Origin of the sequence: Nocardia sp. bgisy134, assembly GCF_965341865.1 — a bacterium.
Classification (GTDB): Bacteria; Actinomycetota; Actinomycetes; order Mycobacteriales; family Mycobacteriaceae; genus Nocardia.
Genome location: NZ_CBDQZP010000027.1, coordinates 43715 through 61146 on the forward strand (window position 1 = coordinate 43715; position 17432 = coordinate 61146).

At 70.2% G+C, this 17432-nt stretch carries 15 protein-coding genes; all 15 read right to left on the reverse strand.

Going from position 1 to position 17432, the window contains the following annotated elements:
• Positions 1 to 53: 53 nt before the first annotated feature.
• On the reverse strand, positions 54 to 1724 hold the full coding sequence (locus ACRWNM_RS33350) for a peptidoglycan DD-metalloendopeptidase family protein (RefSeq protein WP_431972146.1): 1671 nt from the start codon (positions 1722 to 1724) through the stop codon (positions 54 to 56).
• A gap of 61 nt (positions 1725 to 1785) precedes the next feature.
• Positions 1786 to 2094: a transposase gene (locus ACRWNM_RS33355; RefSeq protein WP_431972147.1), complete on the reverse strand. Its 309-nt coding sequence runs from the start codon at positions 2092 to 2094 to the stop codon at positions 1786 to 1788.
• A gap of 79 nt (positions 2095 to 2173) precedes the next feature.
• On the reverse strand, positions 2174 to 4498 hold the full coding sequence (locus ACRWNM_RS33360; RefSeq protein WP_431972148.1) for a hypothetical protein: 2325 nt from the start codon (positions 4496 to 4498) through the stop codon (positions 2174 to 2176).
• A gap of 7 nt (positions 4499 to 4505) precedes the next feature.
• Positions 4506 to 5996, reverse strand: coding sequence for an SCO6880 family protein (locus ACRWNM_RS33365; protein ID WP_431972149.1), 1491 nt, complete (start codon positions 5994 to 5996; stop codon positions 4506 to 4508).
• Positions 5993 to 7474: a hypothetical protein gene (locus tag ACRWNM_RS33370; protein ID WP_431972150.1), complete on the reverse strand. Its 1482-nt coding sequence runs from the start codon at positions 7472 to 7474 to the stop codon at positions 5993 to 5995. Before ACRWNM_RS33370 ends, ACRWNM_RS33365 begins: the two co-directional genes overlap by 4 nt.
• Positions 7468 to 8319: a hypothetical protein gene (locus tag ACRWNM_RS33375; RefSeq protein WP_431972151.1), complete on the reverse strand. Its 852-nt coding sequence runs from the start codon at positions 8317 to 8319 to the stop codon at positions 7468 to 7470. The genes ACRWNM_RS33370 and ACRWNM_RS33375 overlap by 7 nt, the downstream gene beginning before the upstream one ends.
• Complete coding sequence (locus tag ACRWNM_RS33380) at positions 8313 to 9125, reverse strand: hypothetical protein (protein ID WP_431972152.1); 813 nt, start codon at positions 9123 to 9125, stop codon at positions 8313 to 8315. The genes ACRWNM_RS33375 and ACRWNM_RS33380 overlap by 7 nt, the downstream gene beginning before the upstream one ends.
• Positions 9122 to 9784: a hypothetical protein gene (locus tag ACRWNM_RS33385; RefSeq protein WP_431972153.1), complete on the reverse strand. Its 663-nt coding sequence runs from the start codon at positions 9782 to 9784 to the stop codon at positions 9122 to 9124. The genes ACRWNM_RS33380 and ACRWNM_RS33385 overlap by 4 nt, the downstream gene beginning before the upstream one ends.
• A 31-nt stretch (positions 9785 to 9815) precedes the next feature.
• Positions 9816 to 10088 carry a hypothetical protein gene (locus ACRWNM_RS33390; protein WP_068067780.1) on the reverse strand — a complete coding sequence of 91 codons (273 nt, stop codon included), beginning with the start codon at positions 10086 to 10088 and terminating at the stop codon, positions 9816 to 9818.
• A 7-nt stretch (positions 10089 to 10095) separates the two neighbouring features.
• Entirely contained in the window at positions 10096 to 10392 is a 297-nt protein-coding gene (locus tag ACRWNM_RS33395) for a hypothetical protein (RefSeq protein ID WP_431972154.1), read from the reverse strand.
• Between the two features lie 40 nt (positions 10393 to 10432).
• Positions 10433 to 11077, reverse strand: a complete 645-nt coding sequence (locus tag ACRWNM_RS33400; RefSeq protein WP_431972155.1) for a hypothetical protein — start codon at positions 11075 to 11077, stop codon at positions 10433 to 10435.
• Positions 11074 to 11955, reverse strand: coding sequence for a MinD/ParA family ATP-binding protein (locus ACRWNM_RS33405; RefSeq protein ID WP_431972156.1), 882 nt, complete (start codon positions 11953 to 11955; stop codon positions 11074 to 11076). Before ACRWNM_RS33405 ends, ACRWNM_RS33400 begins: the two co-directional genes overlap by 4 nt.
• Before the next feature lie 16 nt (positions 11956 to 11971).
• Positions 11972 to 12877 (reverse strand): hypothetical protein, encoded by a 906-nt coding sequence (locus tag ACRWNM_RS33410; RefSeq protein ID WP_431972157.1) that lies wholly within the window; start codon positions 12875 to 12877, stop codon positions 11972 to 11974.
• Positions 12878 to 12954: 77 nt separating this feature from the next.
• Complete coding sequence (locus ACRWNM_RS33415; RefSeq protein ID WP_431972158.1) at positions 12955 to 14592, reverse strand: cutinase family protein; 1638 nt, start codon at positions 14590 to 14592, stop codon at positions 12955 to 12957.
• Between the two features lie 324 nt (positions 14593 to 14916).
• Positions 14917 to 17346, reverse strand: a complete 2430-nt coding sequence (locus ACRWNM_RS33420) for a RelA/SpoT family protein (protein ID WP_431972159.1) — start codon at positions 17344 to 17346, stop codon at positions 14917 to 14919.
• Between the last annotated feature and the right edge of the window lie 86 nt (positions 17347 to 17432).

The following is a 17432-nucleotide window of genomic DNA, read 5'->3' on the forward strand; positions in this document are numbered from 1 at the left end:
CCCGGACCGACACGGTGGTGGTCCGATCAGAACTCGCGCCTGCGCGTGTTCGCTCACAGTACCCTCCGCAGCCGTGCGTCGCCGGGCACCGCGACCTCGCTGACGCCGCCGCCCGACCGCGTGTCCGAACCGGGCACGGACTGGATCATGCGTCCATCACCGGCATAGATTCCCACCTCCGCGGGCCCGCGCGGGCCGAAGGAACTGAACACCAGGTCGCCCGGCTGCGCCTTGCTCATCGGCACCTCGAAGCCTGCCTCCCACTGCTGTTCGGCCGTGCGCGGCAACGTCACCGCTCCCGAGGAGGCCGCGAACACCGCGGCCGCGGTCAGGCCGGGGCCGTCCATGCCGCCGCCGCTGGGGCCCTGCGGCCCGCCGCCGCCCCAGATGTACGGGGTGCCGAGCCAGTCGTGCGCGGCCTCCAGGATCTGTGCGCCGCCGCTGCCCTCCTGCGGGCTGAAGCGACCCGTCGAGCCCGGGGCGCGATATTGCGGTTCCATCGCGAGGATGTTGGCCACGTACGGCCGGGTCTCGGAGTAGTGCGCCGCATACTGATTCGGCATGCCGCCGGAGGCGAGCACCGCGCCCTCGCCCGCGTTGTAGGCGGCCAGCGTCAGCGCGGTGACATCCCCTTGGACGCGCCCCTCGGACACCCACTGGGTGACCTTGCGGGCGATGGCGCACATGTAGCGGCCCTGCCCGATGATCGCGTCGCCGTCGTCCCACACGCTCGCCACACCGTTGCCGTCGGCGTCGATGACGTATGGCCTGCCGTCGTCGGGATTGGTGGCGGCCGCGGTGCCCGGAAGGAACTGCGCCAGGCCCTGCGCGCCCGCGGGCGACGTGGCGCCCCTGCGGAATCCGGACTCCTGCCTGCCCTGCGCGGCCAGCAGGGACGAGGTGATCTGCGGGCACAGCGAACCCGCGCGGCGGTACCAGATCTCGAGTTCCGGCGGCACCTTGCCCGCGGCCAGCGCGCCGCCCGCGCTGCCGAAACCGCGCTGACAACGCGGATCGGACGAGTACCACTGCGCCCCACCGAGATCCGGGGTCGGCGCGCCGTCCAGCCAGGGCAGCGGATCGATCTGACGGCCGCCGGTGAAGCGCCCGCCGGGGACGATCTCGAGATGCAGGTGCGGGCCGCTGGATTCGCCCGCCGAACCGACGGCGCCGATCTGCTGGCCCGCGCGCACCGTCTCCCCCACCCGCACCAGCACGCCGTGGTCCCACATGTGCCCGTAGACAGCCGAATACGACCGGCCGTTGACGTCGACCGAGTCGACGACGATCCAATTGCCGAAGCCCGAGGCCGGTCCGGCCGCCACCACCCGGCCGTCGGCCACCGAGAAGATCGGGGTGCCGTCGCTCGCCGCCATGTCGACGCCTCGGTGCCCGCCGTTGCGTGAGCCGAAGACGTCCGAGATCGTGAAGGTGCCGACCGCCATCGGCAGGGTGCGGCGGATGGGCCCGATGCCCGCGGCCAGCGAGGGGGTGCCCGTGACGCTCGGATTCGCCTGGGAGGCAGTGGGTTCGCCCGAGGCCGCGGCAGCGGGCCGGTCGCCAGGGGCGTAGCCGCCGAGCGGCGGCAGCGCGGTCTGCGAAGGACCGAGCACCGTGGCGTCCTCGCACGGATCCTCGACGGCGGGCAGGACCACGACGAGTACCAGGGCGATCAGTCCGACCACCGCGCCGAGAGCGGTCCACAAGACGCCGCGGGCGCTCACCACGCCCTCACACGGGGCGGCGGCGGGGCGCCGATGGTCGAATGCGGCTCGGGGGAAATCGTCACGTGTGGCGTCTGGCTTCGTTGAGTGTGTCGGCTAGGGTGCGGTTCATTTCGGCGGCGGCCGCCAATTGTTGTTGCAGCAGCGCCACTTTGCGGCGCAGCGCGATCGCGTCCATGCGTTCCAGGCCGGAGCCTTCCGCGGCGCGCACCCAATTGCGCACCGAATTGGTATGCACGCCTATCTGTTCGGCGACCACCCGGCACGCCTCGGATTCACTGCGTAGTCTGCCGGTCAGCGCGACGACCTGCTCGACGGCGGCCTTGCGCACTTCCGGCGACACTCTGCGATACGCACGATGCGGCATCATGCGGCACTCCTTCCGCCGAACAACACCGCCCGTCCAGGCGCTCGGCCGATCCTTGTTGCTCCGCGTCCTGGACGGTATCTCATGCCGCGCTCCCGTTCGGGGATTCACCACCGCGCGCGGTGGATTCGTTGTCCGGGCCGCCGGTGAATTCACTGAACCGCTGGTTCGTGTCGTGGATCCCGCTTTCCTTCTCCGACAACGTGAATTCCATGTGGAATGGAATACCGGGACGCCGGTCCTCACCGATCTTCAGCAGGAATTTACCCGTGCCCGGCGGGGACGGACGCTGCTGCCCCGGTTTCAGCGCCTCGCCGGTGAGCGCTTGCGGCGCCGACCATCCGGTCACCATGTCCTCCTCGGCGGAGGTGAACGGAACCGTGCTGTCGAGCCGCTTGACCTCCTCGGCGGGCAGCGCACCGAAGATCTTGGCGCGCGCGCGTTCCAGGAAGCCGAGCGCCTTGGCGATCGCGGCTTCGGAGCCGAGCGCCTGCAGGTCCTTGATGGTGTGGCTGATCATGATCAGCGCGGTGGCCAGGCCGCGCTGCAGACGGGTCAGCTCGTCGACGCGGTCGACCATGAAGTCGCCGAGCCCGAGCACCTGCCACAGCTCGTCCATCACCACCTGGAAGTACCGCTGCGGGCCGAGGCCCGCGTCGGCCAGCACGTGCGCGGCCTCCACCGAGGCGAAGCCGTCGGCCCAGCAGGCAAGCATCACAGCGGCTTTCAACTTCTTGTCGCCGGTAGGGATGTGCGAGACATCGATGCAGACGGCGACCGCCTCGGTGTCGATCGGCACCGAGGTCTGGCCGTTGAAGACCGCGCCGAACGGGCCCTGCGTGAGCGCGCGCAGCGAACGGCGCAGGCCCTTGATCGCGACCTGGTATTCGGCGGGATCGTCGGCGCCCGCGTCGAGCTGGAGTTCCTCGCCGCCCGCCTGGATCACCTCCAGTAGGTTCTCCATGATCGGCGGCTGGTCCGGGGTGTAGCCGCTGCCCGGCTGGAAGAGGATGCGCAGCGCGGTCGAGATGAGCGTCTCCTCGTAGTCGCGCACCCGCGCGCCACGCACCAGCTCGACCAGACCCGCGATCAGCGTGACCTGCCTGGCCCGCATGTCCTGCAGCACTTGGACTTGCAGCGCGGGGAACTCCTCCAGCTGTGGAACCACCGAACCGAGCACGCCTGCCGCCAAGGGGTTCAGCTTGCCGTGGCCGTAGCCGAGGTCGATGACCTGGCCGCCGACCAGTTCCACCAGCTTGCGGTAGTCGGGCTTCACATCGGCCAGCACCAGCGGCGTGATGCCCTGCGCGATGCCGCCGAGCACGATCCGGCGCACCAGCGAGGACTTGCCGAAACCGTTGAGGCCGAGCACGAACAGGCTCGGCGCGGTGATGAAGCTGCCACGCATGAACCAGTTCATCGGGTCGAAGCAGACCGGTGCGCCGGTGTGCAGGTGCGAGCCGAGCGGCGTGCCGATCAGCGGCGCGCCCGCCCCGACCGACCACGGCCACAGGCCGGCCACCTGGGCCGTCGTCGCGCGGTATTCGACGGGACGACCCACCACGTTCATCCGGCCGCCGCCAGGTCCCGCGTAGCCGCGGTCGGTGAGTTGGGCTGTGCTGCGGTCGAATCCGTCCTCGATGGTCTGCTCGGCGCGCGCGGCGTAGTTACGGCGGCGGATGTCGTCGGTACGGATGCGGAAGGTCGCCCACGCCGCGCGCAGGCCGGAGCCCTCCCGGCTGATCGCCTCCAGCCGCGCCCGCGTCGAGTCGTCGAGCAGCGGCGGGCCGGACTGTTTGCGCCTGTCCGCCTTGGCCTTCGCGCGCTGGGCGGCCTTGTCCATGCGCGGGGCGCCCATGGCGCGGTCCGCGGTGTAGTCGATCTTCGCGGGGCGCGGCGGGACGCGCCCGCCGCGGCCGTTGTCGGAGCGGACCGGCCGGTCGCCGCGCATCGGACGTTCGGCGGGCCGCTGCGGCCGTGCGCCGTTGCCGCGGCCGCGTTCGGCGGCGGCTCGCTCGGCCCGTGCCTGTTCGGCGCGCGCCCGGTCGACCGGCGGCCGGTCGGCGTGTGCCCGATCGGCACGGACACCGTCGGCGCGACCGGGACGCCCGCGCCGCTCGGCCGCGTCCCGGGACGCCCTCCGCTCCCGATCGGACAACTCCCCGTGCATGGTCCGCTCGTCGCCGCTCGCCCGCCCCGAATCCCGGACCGGACGCCGCCCGCGCTCGGGCATCTCCTCGACGCCGCCGCGCTGCCCGCCACGGGGACGCGCGCCCTCGGCGGGCGGGCGATGCGTCCTGCCCTCGCCCGCCGGACGACCCCATTCCTCGCGTTCGACGTCCTCGCGCCTCACGCGCCGCGCCGCCTCGTCTCGCTCCCGTACGGGTGGCTCGTGGTCACCTGCCATGGATCGCTCACCCCGCCAATGCCTTCGGAATCGTCGCGTGCTCCGGCAGGATCACCCCGCACCCGAGCGACGCCGCGAAGGCCGCCGCCTGGTAGCGGTAGCACCGCCGGATCTTCAAGCGCGCCTGGGTGGACAGGTCGCGCGTAATGGCTTCGATGCGCGGCAGATCGCCGCGCAGTGGCTCGGTGATGGTCACCAGCGCCCCGAAGCGGGTCACACCGTGACCCCTTGCCTGTTCCTCACGGGCCTGCTGGGTGGCGCCCACCCGCAGGGTCGCGGCGGCCGAGACGACGCCGCGTTCGCTCTGCTGGGCCACCAGCGCGTTCTTGAAGTCGTCGTCGACGATCTCGGCGGCGTCGGCGGCCGAGTGCGGCCGGTACACGATGGCGATACGCTTGCGCGGCACTTCGGGATTGGGCGCGAGCAGGCGCTGCAGCACCCGCTCGTCCACCGCGCCCTCGGGGGCGGCGTCCATCTCCCAGGTCACCGAGCGGCCGCCGTCGTGCATGAAATGGTCCCACTTCTCGTCGTACGAGACCGGTCCCGCGTCGGCCCAATCCAGCCCGTGCCCTTCGGGTTCGGAGGCGGCGACCTCGAGATCGGCCTGCGAGGCCGGGTCGTAGCTGCGCCGGATGAAGGCGATCACCTCGTCGGCCGACATCGGCTGGGCGCGCACGCCCGCCTCGGCCAGCGCCGCGCAGATGCCGGGCAGCCGCCGACCGATCTCGACGGCCTCCTCGGCCGGGTTCTTGCGGCGCTCCGCGGTGGTGGCCTTGAACGTGATGGCGACGCGCGGCAGCAGCTGCACCCGCTCCTGCGGCAGCTCGGTGGCCAGCTCGTACATCACTTGCTGGGCCAGTTCCGGCGCTTCGGGGCGGGTGATGGTGGAAACCTCGGTGAGCAAACGGTTTCCGGTCTCCGGGACGGTGTCGATCACCGGAACCACGGCCACGATGTCGCTGGTCTGACCCACCGAGGCCAAGAAGGTGCCCCACGCCGAGACCCACCGATCGATGACCGGCTGGTCCACCGCCTCGTGGCCCTGCGGCCAGGCCCGCAGCACCACGGTGTACTGCGCGAACTGCGGGAGGTGGATCATGCCGAAGCTGTAGCCGCCCGCGTCGATGCCCTCGTACAGCTTCGAGGGCGCCAGCAGGCCCGGCAGCCGGGTGACGCCGCCGGGGATGCGGGAGAACCGTCCGCCCCGGTACACGTGTTCGCCGTTGTTCCGCGAGCGCATCCAGTTGAACATCATCAATCCCGTCTCATAGCCGGAGCGGCCCCCCGTCCGCCACACCAGTGGAACCATCACCGCCACGCCGGCGCCGCCGACGATGAGACCCCATTGGAAGCCGCCGACCATCGCGCAGATCAGCGCCGTGATCACGACCACGAAGCCGATCACGGTCTCTTCCCAGCGCAGGCCGAAAAGACCTGCGCTGCGCGGCTTCTGCCACAGGCCGTAGGAACGGCGCTCGTAGGGTTCGGTCATCGTCATCGCGGAATGGTGCTCCTCCCGAGGTCGGGCGAGCGGTTCGCCCAACGATCGCCTGCGACATCACCCATGGAATCGTCGGCGTTGCGCATACTGCCCGCCGCGGCTCTCGCCGCGCCGATACGGCCTGCCGCCCGCGCTGCCCCGGACGGTACTCCGGCCGAGCCCTGCGGTCCGGAGGCGCGCGGTGGTTGTCCCGCCGCTCCGCCGCCGCCTCCGCCGCCGCGCGGGGGCGTCGGACGTGGAGCGCCGCCGCCGCGTCCGCCGCCCGCGCCGCCCGGCGGGCGCGGTCCCGATCCGCTGCCGCTGACGTAGCCCGCCGAGCCGGGGGACGCCGCGGCCTTGACGCCGACCGCCTTGGTGCCCATCGCGCCCAGCGCCAGCGCGCCGACCACGGCGCCGCCGGTCCAGGCCAGACCCGAGCCGCCGGAGCCGACGATCGCGACGGCCGGGGTGACCAGGCGCATGAGCGCGGGCAGCACGAACGCCACGCTGCACAGCAGCACGATCGCGACCAGCATGCGCTGTGCCTCTTCACCTTCCGGCAGACCGCCGGTCGAGGTGAGCCCGTCGACGTGGCCCGCGGTGGTGAACGCGATCATGTAGACGATCGCCGCCACCGGTTTGAACAGCATGAAGGCGATGATCCAGCCGATCAGCTTCTGATACGACGACTTGCCGATGTTCATGCCCGACGCGGCGGCCGCCAGCGGCAGCACGCCTGCCGCGATGATCAGCAGACCTTGCCTGACGATGGCGAACACGATCTGCGCGAGCGCGCCGAGCAGGCCGACGATCGCGATGATCAGCACCAGACCCGGTGAGAAGGCTTGCAGCTTACTGGTTTTCACCATCAACTCGGCCAGGTCCTTGGCATTGCCGTTGGTCGAGTCGTTGATGATCCACTCGGCGAAGCGATCCGAGGCCTGGGTGCCCGCCACGATGATGGCGCCGAGCATCCAGGAGCTGAACACCACCCTGGCGAACATGCGGAACGATTCGGCCGCCTCGCTGACCGCCGCGCCGCGCCTGGCTTCGGCCAGTCTCGCGCCCGACAGGATGACCGAGGCGATGAGCAGCAATATCTGGATCTGATAGGTGTAGTCGTTGATTCTGGTGAACAGTGACCCGTTGTCGCTCGCGGCTTCGTTCGGCACCTTCATCCAGAACGTGAGCGCCAGGATGATGGCCTCACCGAGGCCGTTCATGAGCGAATCGACCACCTTGCCGAAGGTGGAGTCCCACGCCTTGTCCTTGACGGCCGTCGCGGCGTCGCCGGGATGCGAGGCGGCGTTGCCCGCCTTGCACACCGCGGACGCGGCGTCGCCGAGCGAGATGCCGGGCAGGCCGACACCGTCGAGGGTGTCGTGGATCTCGTTACAGGTCTCGTCGAAGCCGTAGGTCTGGCCGTAGGCCACCGTCGGCGTCGCGATCATCACGGTGAAGATGACCGCGAGGATCGTCACTAGTTTTTTCACCATCGTGTCCACCCCTCGATGCTCCGCAGGGACTCGATCTGGACTTGCTGCTCGCCGGTCACCGGTCTGAGCTTCCAATCGCCGTCGCGCCAGACGATCGCAAGGCGCATGCCCACCCATGTTGGTTGGCCATCAATTGTTTCCCGGGCCTTTCTCGCGAACTGGACGATCGCGGAATCGTCTGCGTAGCTTTCGATCCGGAACGCGTCCGACGCGAACAGCAGGGGTCTGAGCTTCTCCGGAATCCGCTCGGAGACCTTGCCGCTCGCGACCAGCCGGTCGTACTCCGCCAGGTAGTGCGGAGTCACTTCGACCAGCCGCAGCAGCAGGTCCCGATCGCGCGGATTGGCGTTGGTGCGCCAGTAGATCTGTTCGGCCGCCAGTGCCGCGCCCCGCGGGGTGTGCGCGAAACCGACGGCGGCGTTGCCCTCGATGCGCGCCGGGCCGTCCGAGCCGGAGAAGCGCACGACCGGACCGCCGAACAGCTTCTGCCAGATGCCTTCACCCTCGGCGGGCGCGGGAGCGGCGGTGAGCCAGTCCGGCTGGCCGGGCCGCGTCGGCAGGCTCGCAACCTGTTCCAGTGCAACGCCCGCCGGGTTCGCTGGGATGTCCACCGGCCTGCCGAAGAGGTCGGTCTCCCGTCCCGCGAAGCCGACGAGGCCTGCCGCACCGGCGCCGGGGGCGTGCTGAGAGGCGGAGCCCGTCACCGTCGAGTCGGCGGCCGTGCCGCCGTCCCTGGTCGCCGTCACCGTCACGCCGACGGCGATCGCCACCGCCAGCCCCGCGCCGACGCCGAGCAGCGCGAGCGGCGGGCGCTCACGGACGGATCCCGGGCCGCCGGTCACCATTTCGTCCACCCCTCGAGCGATTCGATGTACTCGGTCTGCGCGCCGTTGCTGGTCGCGGGCTTGAGCCGCCAGTCGCCCGCGTCCCACACCATGACCAGGCGCAGCGCCGCCCACAGCTGCTTGCCGTCGACGACGGGCCCGCGCGAGGCGAACCGGACGATAGCCAGGTCGTCGGCATAGTTCTCCACCTTGAACGCGTCGGGGGCGACGAAGTAGCGAGTCACCTTCTCCGGCTGCTGTTTCGGCAGCCGGTTCTCGTCGAGCGCTCGGTCGTAGGCGGCGATCTGCTGTGCCGAGACGCGCACCTGCCGCACGTAGAGGTCACGGTCGGCGGGGCGGGCGTTGATCCGGTAGGTGATCTGCGCGGCCGCCAGCGCCGCGCCCTGCGGGGTGTGCGCGTAGCCGACGGCGAGCCCGTCCTCGATGCGGGTCGGCCCGTCGGAGGTGGAGAACGGCACGGACGCGCCGTACACCCGCTGCCAGCCGCGCGGGGCGACGGTGCCCTCGGGCGATGCGGTCAGCCAGTCCGGGTCGGACGGCTTGCGCTGGTGCGTCGGATCCTGCGGAAGCGGTTGCCCCGCAGGGTTGTTCGGAATATCCACGCGCCTGCCGAACAGGTCGACCTCCGGGCTCGCGAAACCCTCTCCGGTCGTCGCGGCGAACTCGGCCTCGTTGCTGCCGGTGGCCTCGTCGTCGCGCGTGAGATACACCACGGTGCCGACGATCACGATGAGCGCAAGCAGCGCCGCGGACGCGATCGCGCCGAAGGAGACGCGATCGCGCGCGTAAGAATCCCGCTCGCTCACTTCTGCGCCTCCAATGTCACGATGTCGGTGGGTAATACGTCGATCGCCTCGACAGGGCGTGCGGTCGATTCGGGCTCGGGCAGTCGTAATCTCCAGTCTTCGGCGAACCACTCGACGACGGTGTGGTTCACGGCTTTCGAGCCGTCCGAGTACTCGGTGTACACATCGACGGCGCTGCGCTGCTCGGTGTAGTCGGTGATCTTGTACCCGAGCAGGCGCGGGGCGTACTCGGGATCGGCGGGACCGGTGATGGACAACTGCACCCGGCTCACCGCCCACTCGTCCCGAGCGACTCCCGGCACCACCTCGGCGGCGATCACCTTCGACCACTGGTTGTCGGCGGCCACCGAAAGGCGCACGGTGTGGGTGATGGCCGCGACCGCGGCGCCGGGCGGCGATTGCTCGAAACCCGTTGCGGCGCCGTCGGCGACGGACGCGGGTCCCTGGTCGGTGCGCGGCAGCGCCACGCCCTGATAGGGCTCCCATCGCAACCCACTCGGCCGCGCGGCGAGATCCGGGCCCGCGGCTTCGTCCGCGCCGCCGCAGCCGACGGCCGCCGCCAGCAACACCGCGCCGACCATTCCGGCCGCGCGACCCCGACGCCCCGCGCCGTGCTGCGAGTGCGCCACCGAATGCGACCGCGTCGCTGTGCAGTTCATGTCCGAACCGTCTCCATCAGGGTCCCGCGGCTCACGTCGGCAGGAACGCCAACGCGATCCCCGAGGCCGTACTGGCGACCGTCGCGCCGATCAGGCTCATCACCACGCCGTGGGTGGCGTCGTTGACGGCCAGATCGCTGCGGAAGGCGATCCACAGCCTCCCCGCGGACAGGATCATCCAGGCCAGGCACACCAGCAGCACGAACCAGAGCAGCCAGTTCAGCAGCTGCATCAGCGGTTCGAGCACCTCGGAGGGCATCTGCTTGTAGGCGAGCAGCTCCGCCGACATACGCGCGGTGGACATGCTCGTCCTAGGTCCCGATGACGGCGTTCATGATGGTGCCCGCACTGGTGGCGACCACGCCGCCGATCATCGCGCCCGCCACCATCTTCGGAGACTCGAGCCCACCGCCGGTCCACTTCTCCCAGGCGAATCTGCCACCGGCGTAGATGATTCCGCAGACACCGGACAGCAGCACGAACCAGGTCAGGTAGCGCACCATCTGCAAGATCTTCTCCGATCCCGGCGGCGCCTCCGGCGTCGGATTGCCCACCTGGGCCAGCACGGTGCCGTACGTGTCCTGCACGGCGAGGAGGAACATGCTCATCGGATGCCTTTCTCGAAATTGCTGCGCGCGCCGGTCTCCGTCACGATTCCTCCCCCTCGTCGAAACCCGCAGTGCTGTCAAGCTTCTCACGCACCACGGAGACGATGTCGACGCCCAGCTCGCGCACCTCGAGCGGGACCTCGGCCAGCGGATCGATCTTGCGTTTCTTCTCCGGCATCGGATCGCCCGGCGTCCACACCGGCAACTGCTCCGGCTCGACCAGGGTCCACTCCTCGTACCACGGCACCTGCCACAGCGGACCGGCCAGCGAGCCGACCACGTCGCGGTAGCGCCGGATCTCGGCGGGCATCCTGCCCGGGCGCGCGGCCACGGTGATCAGGCCGAGCACCTCGGAAGGGCCGCCGAAGCCGAAGTGGTGCTGGCGCAGCAGATCGTGCGCGCGGGTCAACCCGGCGATCGTCTCTCTGGCCACCAACACGACAAAGGGGGATTCACGCTCGAAGACGCCGGGCCAGCGGCGGCTCGAATCCGCCGCCGGCGCAAGCACATGCGCGAGGGTAGTGGCTCCGGCTCCGCCGTGCACACCCAGCAGCCAGACCAGCGGCGCGCGTCCGACACCGGGTACCGGACGGTCCCAGACCGGGGCGCGACGGGACTCGGGCGGCGCGACGACGCCAGCGGGCTGCGGATCGAGTTTCCGGCGAAGTTTCATGGCGGCGGTCATGATGCCACCCCCGACAACAGCACCCCGTACGCACGCCGCGTCTCGGCGGCCAGCGCGCTGTGCCGGACGAGTTCGCCGCGGGCGAGGTGCGGGTCGTAGGGAATCTCCCTGATGTCGCGAACCCAACCGGCCAGGTGTTCACGCAAATGGTCGGCAACCCGCGAATCGCCGCCGGGCTGCTGGTGCGAGACCACGATGGTGGTGTCGCCGACGATGCCGTCGCCCTGTCCCTCGGCCGAATCGCCGAACTGGTCGTCGAGCCATTCCAGGGCGACGCGCAGCCGGTTCGCGGCGTCCGGGCGCGCCGGAATGGCAAGCACCAGAGCGACATCCGCGTCGTCCAGCAGTGGACGCAGCTGGCGTCCTGCGATCGCGCTGCCCCCGTCGTAGACCGCGGTGAAGCCCGCGTCCTCCACCGCGCGGGCGACCGTCAGATAGGTCGCACGGCGGCGCAGCGGGGCGTCGTCGCGCCACAGCAGGCCGATGCCGGAGGTGGCACGGGACAGACATTCCTTCAGCGGGGCCGGTTCGTCGTCACCGCGCCCGTACAGCCACGATTGCAGACTGATCGGGTGCAGGTGTTCGTCGGCGCCGCGCAGCGCGAGATCGCTGCCCGCTGCGGTGGCGTCCACCGCGACGGTCGACGTTCCGGCCGAACCCAATTCGCCCGCGATGCCCAGTGCGGTCGTGGTGGTTCCCGCGCCACCGCACCCGCCGACCACCAGAATCGGCCGCTGTGTGGAGCCGGTGTCCTCCTCGCCGTCACCCCGCTTGCCGCGCCGCAACCGCACCACCGGAGCCTTCGCACGCGCCTGACGACCCTGCGTGGCGCCCTCCTCGGGCGCCTCGTCGAGCCAGCGGCTCCAGTCCTCTCCCATCGTTCTCAGCTCTCCTTCATCCGGCCGCGATACCCATGATCAGGGTGCGGCCGCCGATCACCGCGGTGGTGACCGTCTGCTTGTTGTACGTGGCCGGCGCTCCGCCCGGCCGATACTCGGTGACCTCTACCGAATACATGTTGTCGGCCACCGTGACGATGCGCACGCAATGCGTGGTGCCCTCGGGCACGCTGTCGATCCCGCGCTGGATCGTCGGGGCGGCGGAGATGTTCGCGTCCGGCGCGACGAATGCCCGCGCCCGCTCGCCGGATCGCTCCACGTAGTAGGCGTACTGGAAGGCCAGCACCACGTCCGGGCCGCTGGCCGTGCTGCCCGGCGCCGCGCTGCGGATCAGCCGGTCGGCGCGCTCGGTCGGGCAGCCCGAGGTGATGCCCGCCTGAGCGCTGCCCGCGGTGAACTGCATCGGCGGGGTCGTCGGCGCGATGGCGGCGCGGTTGCCCGAGGACCGCAACAGGTAGAGCGCGCCCGCGGCTACGAAAACCAGCAACAACACCGCAACGATCAACACCACGACCACGCGACCCCGGCGCGAGGCGGGGTGGTCGCGCAGCGCGCGCGGCAACTGACGGACCGGCGGCGAGGGCTCGTCGTCGTAGTCGTCGTCCTCGGGCCAGGGGAAGCGAACGAGATCGCCGTCGCGCGGGGCGTAGTCGTCGTCGGGCCCCGGTGCGCGGTCGGCGACCCAATCCGACCAGCCGCCGGTGAACTCGGCGCGCCGCGACGCCAGGTCCGCGGGAACCTCGTTTCGGGCGCGCGCCTCCTCCGGGTCCTCTTCCTCGCGAATGTAGTGCGGATACCGGGCCGGTCCGTCGTCCTCGGTCGCGTCGAGGCTCGCGTCGTCCTGCTGTGCCGGGGCGGGTGACCCATTGTCGGGCTCGAGCGCGTCGTACCATCGGGACAAGTTTTTGTACGACTTCAACATTCCCCCAATCCCGCAGAGCCAGGCACGTGGTATCGCATCGTCGGACCTCTCGGCGATCAGTTCGTGGAGAACGGGTAGCTGTTGGTGGCGGCACCGGGTCGCTCGGTGGGCGGAATCGAGGTCGCGCCGCCGGATGAGGCGCCATCGGCTCCTGTCCCGAACGGAAATTGTCCCGTACCGGACGAATTCGGCGTAGCCGACGCGCCGGTGCCGTGGCCGAAGAATCCGGCGGGCGGCTTGTCGGCCCCACCCCGCGGCTCGGCGCCCGCGCCGAAGCGATCGGCCAGGTCACGGGCCAGTGCGGCGAACCAGTCGGCCACGAAGCGCGTGGGCGCGTCGCCGTTGGCGGCCACCGCCGCGGTGCTGTACGCGCCGTGTCGCTGCACGGTGTCCCAATACCGTACCCAGGTGGTGACGTTCAGCAGTTCGCTGTTGTCGGTGATGTTCTGCACGACCGCGTCGAACGCCTGGGTGACCAATCGCGAGACGGTCGTCGGCGGGATCAATTGTGGAATGGCGCCGAGCAACTTGGCGCCGAGCAGCAGCAGACCGGCCGCCGGATTGGACAGTCCCGCGGTCGCCAGCTCGGAGATCGCGGCCGGACCGATCACCGCTCTCGCGACGGTGGCGACCGCGTTGAGTCCGATCGAGCCGACCTTCAGCACGGCGCGCAGCGCGCCGTTCAGATCCAGCGGCGTGCGCGGATCGGAGGCGTCGGCGATCCGCTGCGAGATCGACTTCTTCGGGGAGAGTGACAGATTCGCCAGCGAGGTGCCCTGCACATCCTCGTCGACGACCTTGGTCGCGGTCTTGATGGAGGTGAAGGCGAGCGCTTGGGCGATGGAGACCAGCGAGGCGATGGGGTCGCCGCCGCTCAGCTTCGCCTGGCCCGCCACCGAGGCCACCGCCTTCAGGATCGGCGCCCCCTGCGGCGCGTCGCAGGCGAGATCGCCTGCGGCACAGAAGCTCGCCACCCGGCCGGTGAGCGCCGCGAAGTCGGCCGCCTGGTCCCGTTGCGGGCCGATACCGCCGCCGCCCGCGGGCGTCTGCGGCAGCGCGGCGATGGCCGCGATCTCGGCGCCCGCCGTGCCCGGTGCGGGATCCGGCGTCTGTTTGCCCGGCGAGCCGGGGAACAGCGGCGCGCCGGGATTGCGGGTCGGGTCGGCGAACAGCGCGACGGCGGCGATCCGGTCGGCGGCGACCACCCCGCGCCCCTGCCCGACCTCCTGCGCGAAAACCGAGGCGACGTGCGCACCCTGGGAGTAGCCGACGATCGCGAGCCGCGTGTCGGCGCACCGCTGGGCCACCTGCGCGGCCATGTCCCGTAGTCGCGTCAAGCCTCCTTGCACCGACTCGAGATAGGGGGCCGGGCCGCCGTTGACGAAGCCGCCGAAGCCGGATTCGTATGGCACGTAAGCACGATCGACCAGCCCGGGTTGCGGCGCATTGGCCAGCAACGGCAGGAAGACCGTCGAGAGCATGCCGGTGTCGGTGGTGGGCGCGGCGTCCGGAGAGGACTCCCCCGTGCCCTGAACGCCCAACGCGTACAGCGCAGGACAGTCGTCGAGGGCCAGATCGGTCGAGGGCGCTGCGGCATTCGGCGGATCGGCGAGCGCGGGGCTCGCCGTCGCGACGGCGACGGCAACGATGGTCGCGACCACCAGCCCCGAGAGTCTTGCCGTGTAATCAGTCATAGCGATCCGCAATCAATCCCGTGTTGCCGCAGTTACCCTCAACGCCATGAAACGCAATAGACCGTAACAGATTCCGGCTATTACTGCCGCAACAGCGAAAATTTTTCGCAAAACGCCGAAGCATACATCATTCACACCGGCGCGGCGCGGAACTTCGCGTGGCAAGTTTCCGACGACCTCCGCGAGACCGCTACCGGCGGGCGACAATTGGGCTCGACACGGTCGGCCGAACCGCCCCGTGGCCGAGCAAACATTTCGAGACAGCCAGCAAACCTGCTGGGAGACAAGGTGATTCGCCCGGCATCCCGGCGGCGGGCGAATCGATCAGGCGGCCGAGGTCACGCGGTAGACGTCGTAGACGCCCTCCACGTTGCGAACCACGTTCAGCAAGTGGCCCAGATGCTTCGGATCGCCCATCTCGAAGGTGAACTTGCTGATCGCCACCCGGTCGCCGTGCGTGGCCACCGAGGCGGACAGGATGTTGACCTTCTCGTCCGCGAGCACCTTGGTGACATCCGAGAGCAACCGGGTGCGGTCGAGCGCCTCGATCTGGATGGCGACCAGGAACACCGAGGAGGGCGAGGGCGCCCACTGCACGTCGATGATCCGCTCGGCCTGATCGCGCAGCGAACCGGCGTTGGTGCAGTCCGTCCGGTGCACGCTCACCGCGCCGCCGCGGGTCACGAAGCCCATGATCTCGTCGCCCGGCACCGGGGTGCAGCACTTGGCCAGCTTGGCCACGGTGCCCGGCGCACCGGGAATCAGCACGCCCGCATCGCCGGTGACGCGCTGGCGGCTCGGCGTGGTGGACGGCGTCGAGCGCTCGGCGAGTTCGTTCTCCACGTCGCCGATGCCGCCGAGCTGGGCCATGAGCCGCTGCACGACATGGTGCGCGGAGACCTGGTGCTCGCCGACCGCGGTGTAGAGGGTGGAGATGTCGGTGTAGTGCAGTTCGTGCGCGACGGCTGTCATCGCGTCCACGCTCATCAGCCGCTGCAGCGGCAGCCCGACGCGGCGGACCTCCTTGGAGATCTGCTCCTTGCCGCTCTCCAGGGCCTCCTCGCGGCGTTCCTTGGCGAACCACTGCCGGATCTTGGCCTTGGCGCGCGGGGAGACCACGAAGTTCTGCCAGTCCCTGCTGGGTCCGGCGTTCTGCGCCTTGGAGGTGAAAACCTCGACCACTTCACCGTTTTCGAGCTGACGCTCCAGCGCGACGAGGCGTCCGTTGACGCGCGCGCCGATGCAGCGGTGGCCGACCTCGGTGTGCACCGCGTACGCGAAGTCGACCGGAGTCGACTTCTGCGGCAACGTGATCACGTCGCCCTTCGGGGTGAACACGAAGATCTCCGGCGACTTCAGGTCGAAGCGCAGCGACTCCAGGAACTCCGCGGGGTCCGCGGCCTCGCGCTGCCAGTCGAGCAGCTGGCGCATCCAGGCCATGTCGTCGACCTCGGCGGCGTCACCGGAGTGCTTGCCCCTGGTCTCCTTGTAGCGCCAGTGCGCGGCGATGCCGAACTCGGCGGTGCGGTGCATGTCCTGGGTGCGGATCTGCACCTCCAGCGGCTTGCCGTCCGGGCCGACCACGGTGGTGTGCAGCGACTGGTAGACGCCGTAGCGCGGCTGGGCGATGTAGTCCTTGAACCGGCCCGCCATCGGCTGCCACAGCGAGTGCACCACGCCGACCGCCGCGTAGCAGTCACGGACCTCGTCGCACAGGATGCGGATGCCGACCAGGTCGTGGATGTCGTCGAAGTCCTTACCCTTGACGATCATCTTCTGGTAGATCGACCAGTAGTGCTTGGGTCTGCCCTCCACAATCGCGTTGATCCGCGAGGCGGCCAGGGTGTTGACGATCTCCGCGCGCACCTTCGCCAGGTAGGTGTCGCGCGAGGGCGCGCGATCGGCGACGAGGCGCACGATCTCGTCGTACTTCTTGGGGTGCAGGATCGCGAAGGCGAGGTCCTCCAGCTCCCATTTCACGGTGGCCATGCCGAGGCGGTGCGCCAGCGGGGCGATCACCTCGAGCGTTTCCTTGGCCTTCTTCGCCTGCTTCTCCGGCGGCAGGAAACGCATGGTGCGCATGTTGTGCAGGCGGTCGGCCACCTTGATCACCAGCACGCGCGGGTCGCGCGCCATGGCGATGATCATCTTGCGGATCGTCTCGGCCTCGGCGGCCGCGCCGAGGTTGACCTTGTCCAGTTTGGTGACGCCGTCCACCAGGTGCGCGACCTCGGAGCCGAAATCGGCGGTCAACTGCTCGAGCGAGTAGCCGGTGTCCTCGACGGTGTCGTGCAGCAGGGCCGCGACCAGCGTGGTGGTGTCCATGCCGAGTTCGGCCAGGATGTTGGCGACGGCAAGCGGGTGGGTGATGTACGGATCGCCCGACTTGCGGAACTGGTGCGCGTGGCGCTCGTCGGCGACGTCGAAGGCCCGCTGGAGCAGGGTGAGGTTCGCCTTCGGGTACAGCTCGCGGTGCACCGTGGCGAGTGGCTCGAGCACCGGCTTGACGGCGGCGATGCCACGCTGACCGGTCATCCGGCGGGCCAGCCGTGCACGCACCCGCCGCGAGGCGGAGGTGGGAACGGCGGCGGTGGTGCCCGGTTGCCGCTGCGGCGCGCTGGGCTGCCGCTGGGGCACATCGTTGGGGGTCGGCCGGGCGGGCGACGGGCTTGCGGGGGCCGGCCCCGCACCATTCGACTGCGGGGCAGATGCCGCCGATTGCTCGACATTCGCCTCGCCCAGATGCTGAGTCATGCCACCACCTCTCCACGCCGCGGTCGGACCACCCTATCCGACCGCTGCAACCGCCCAGACCACAACTTTAGTCCCCGGCCCGGCGC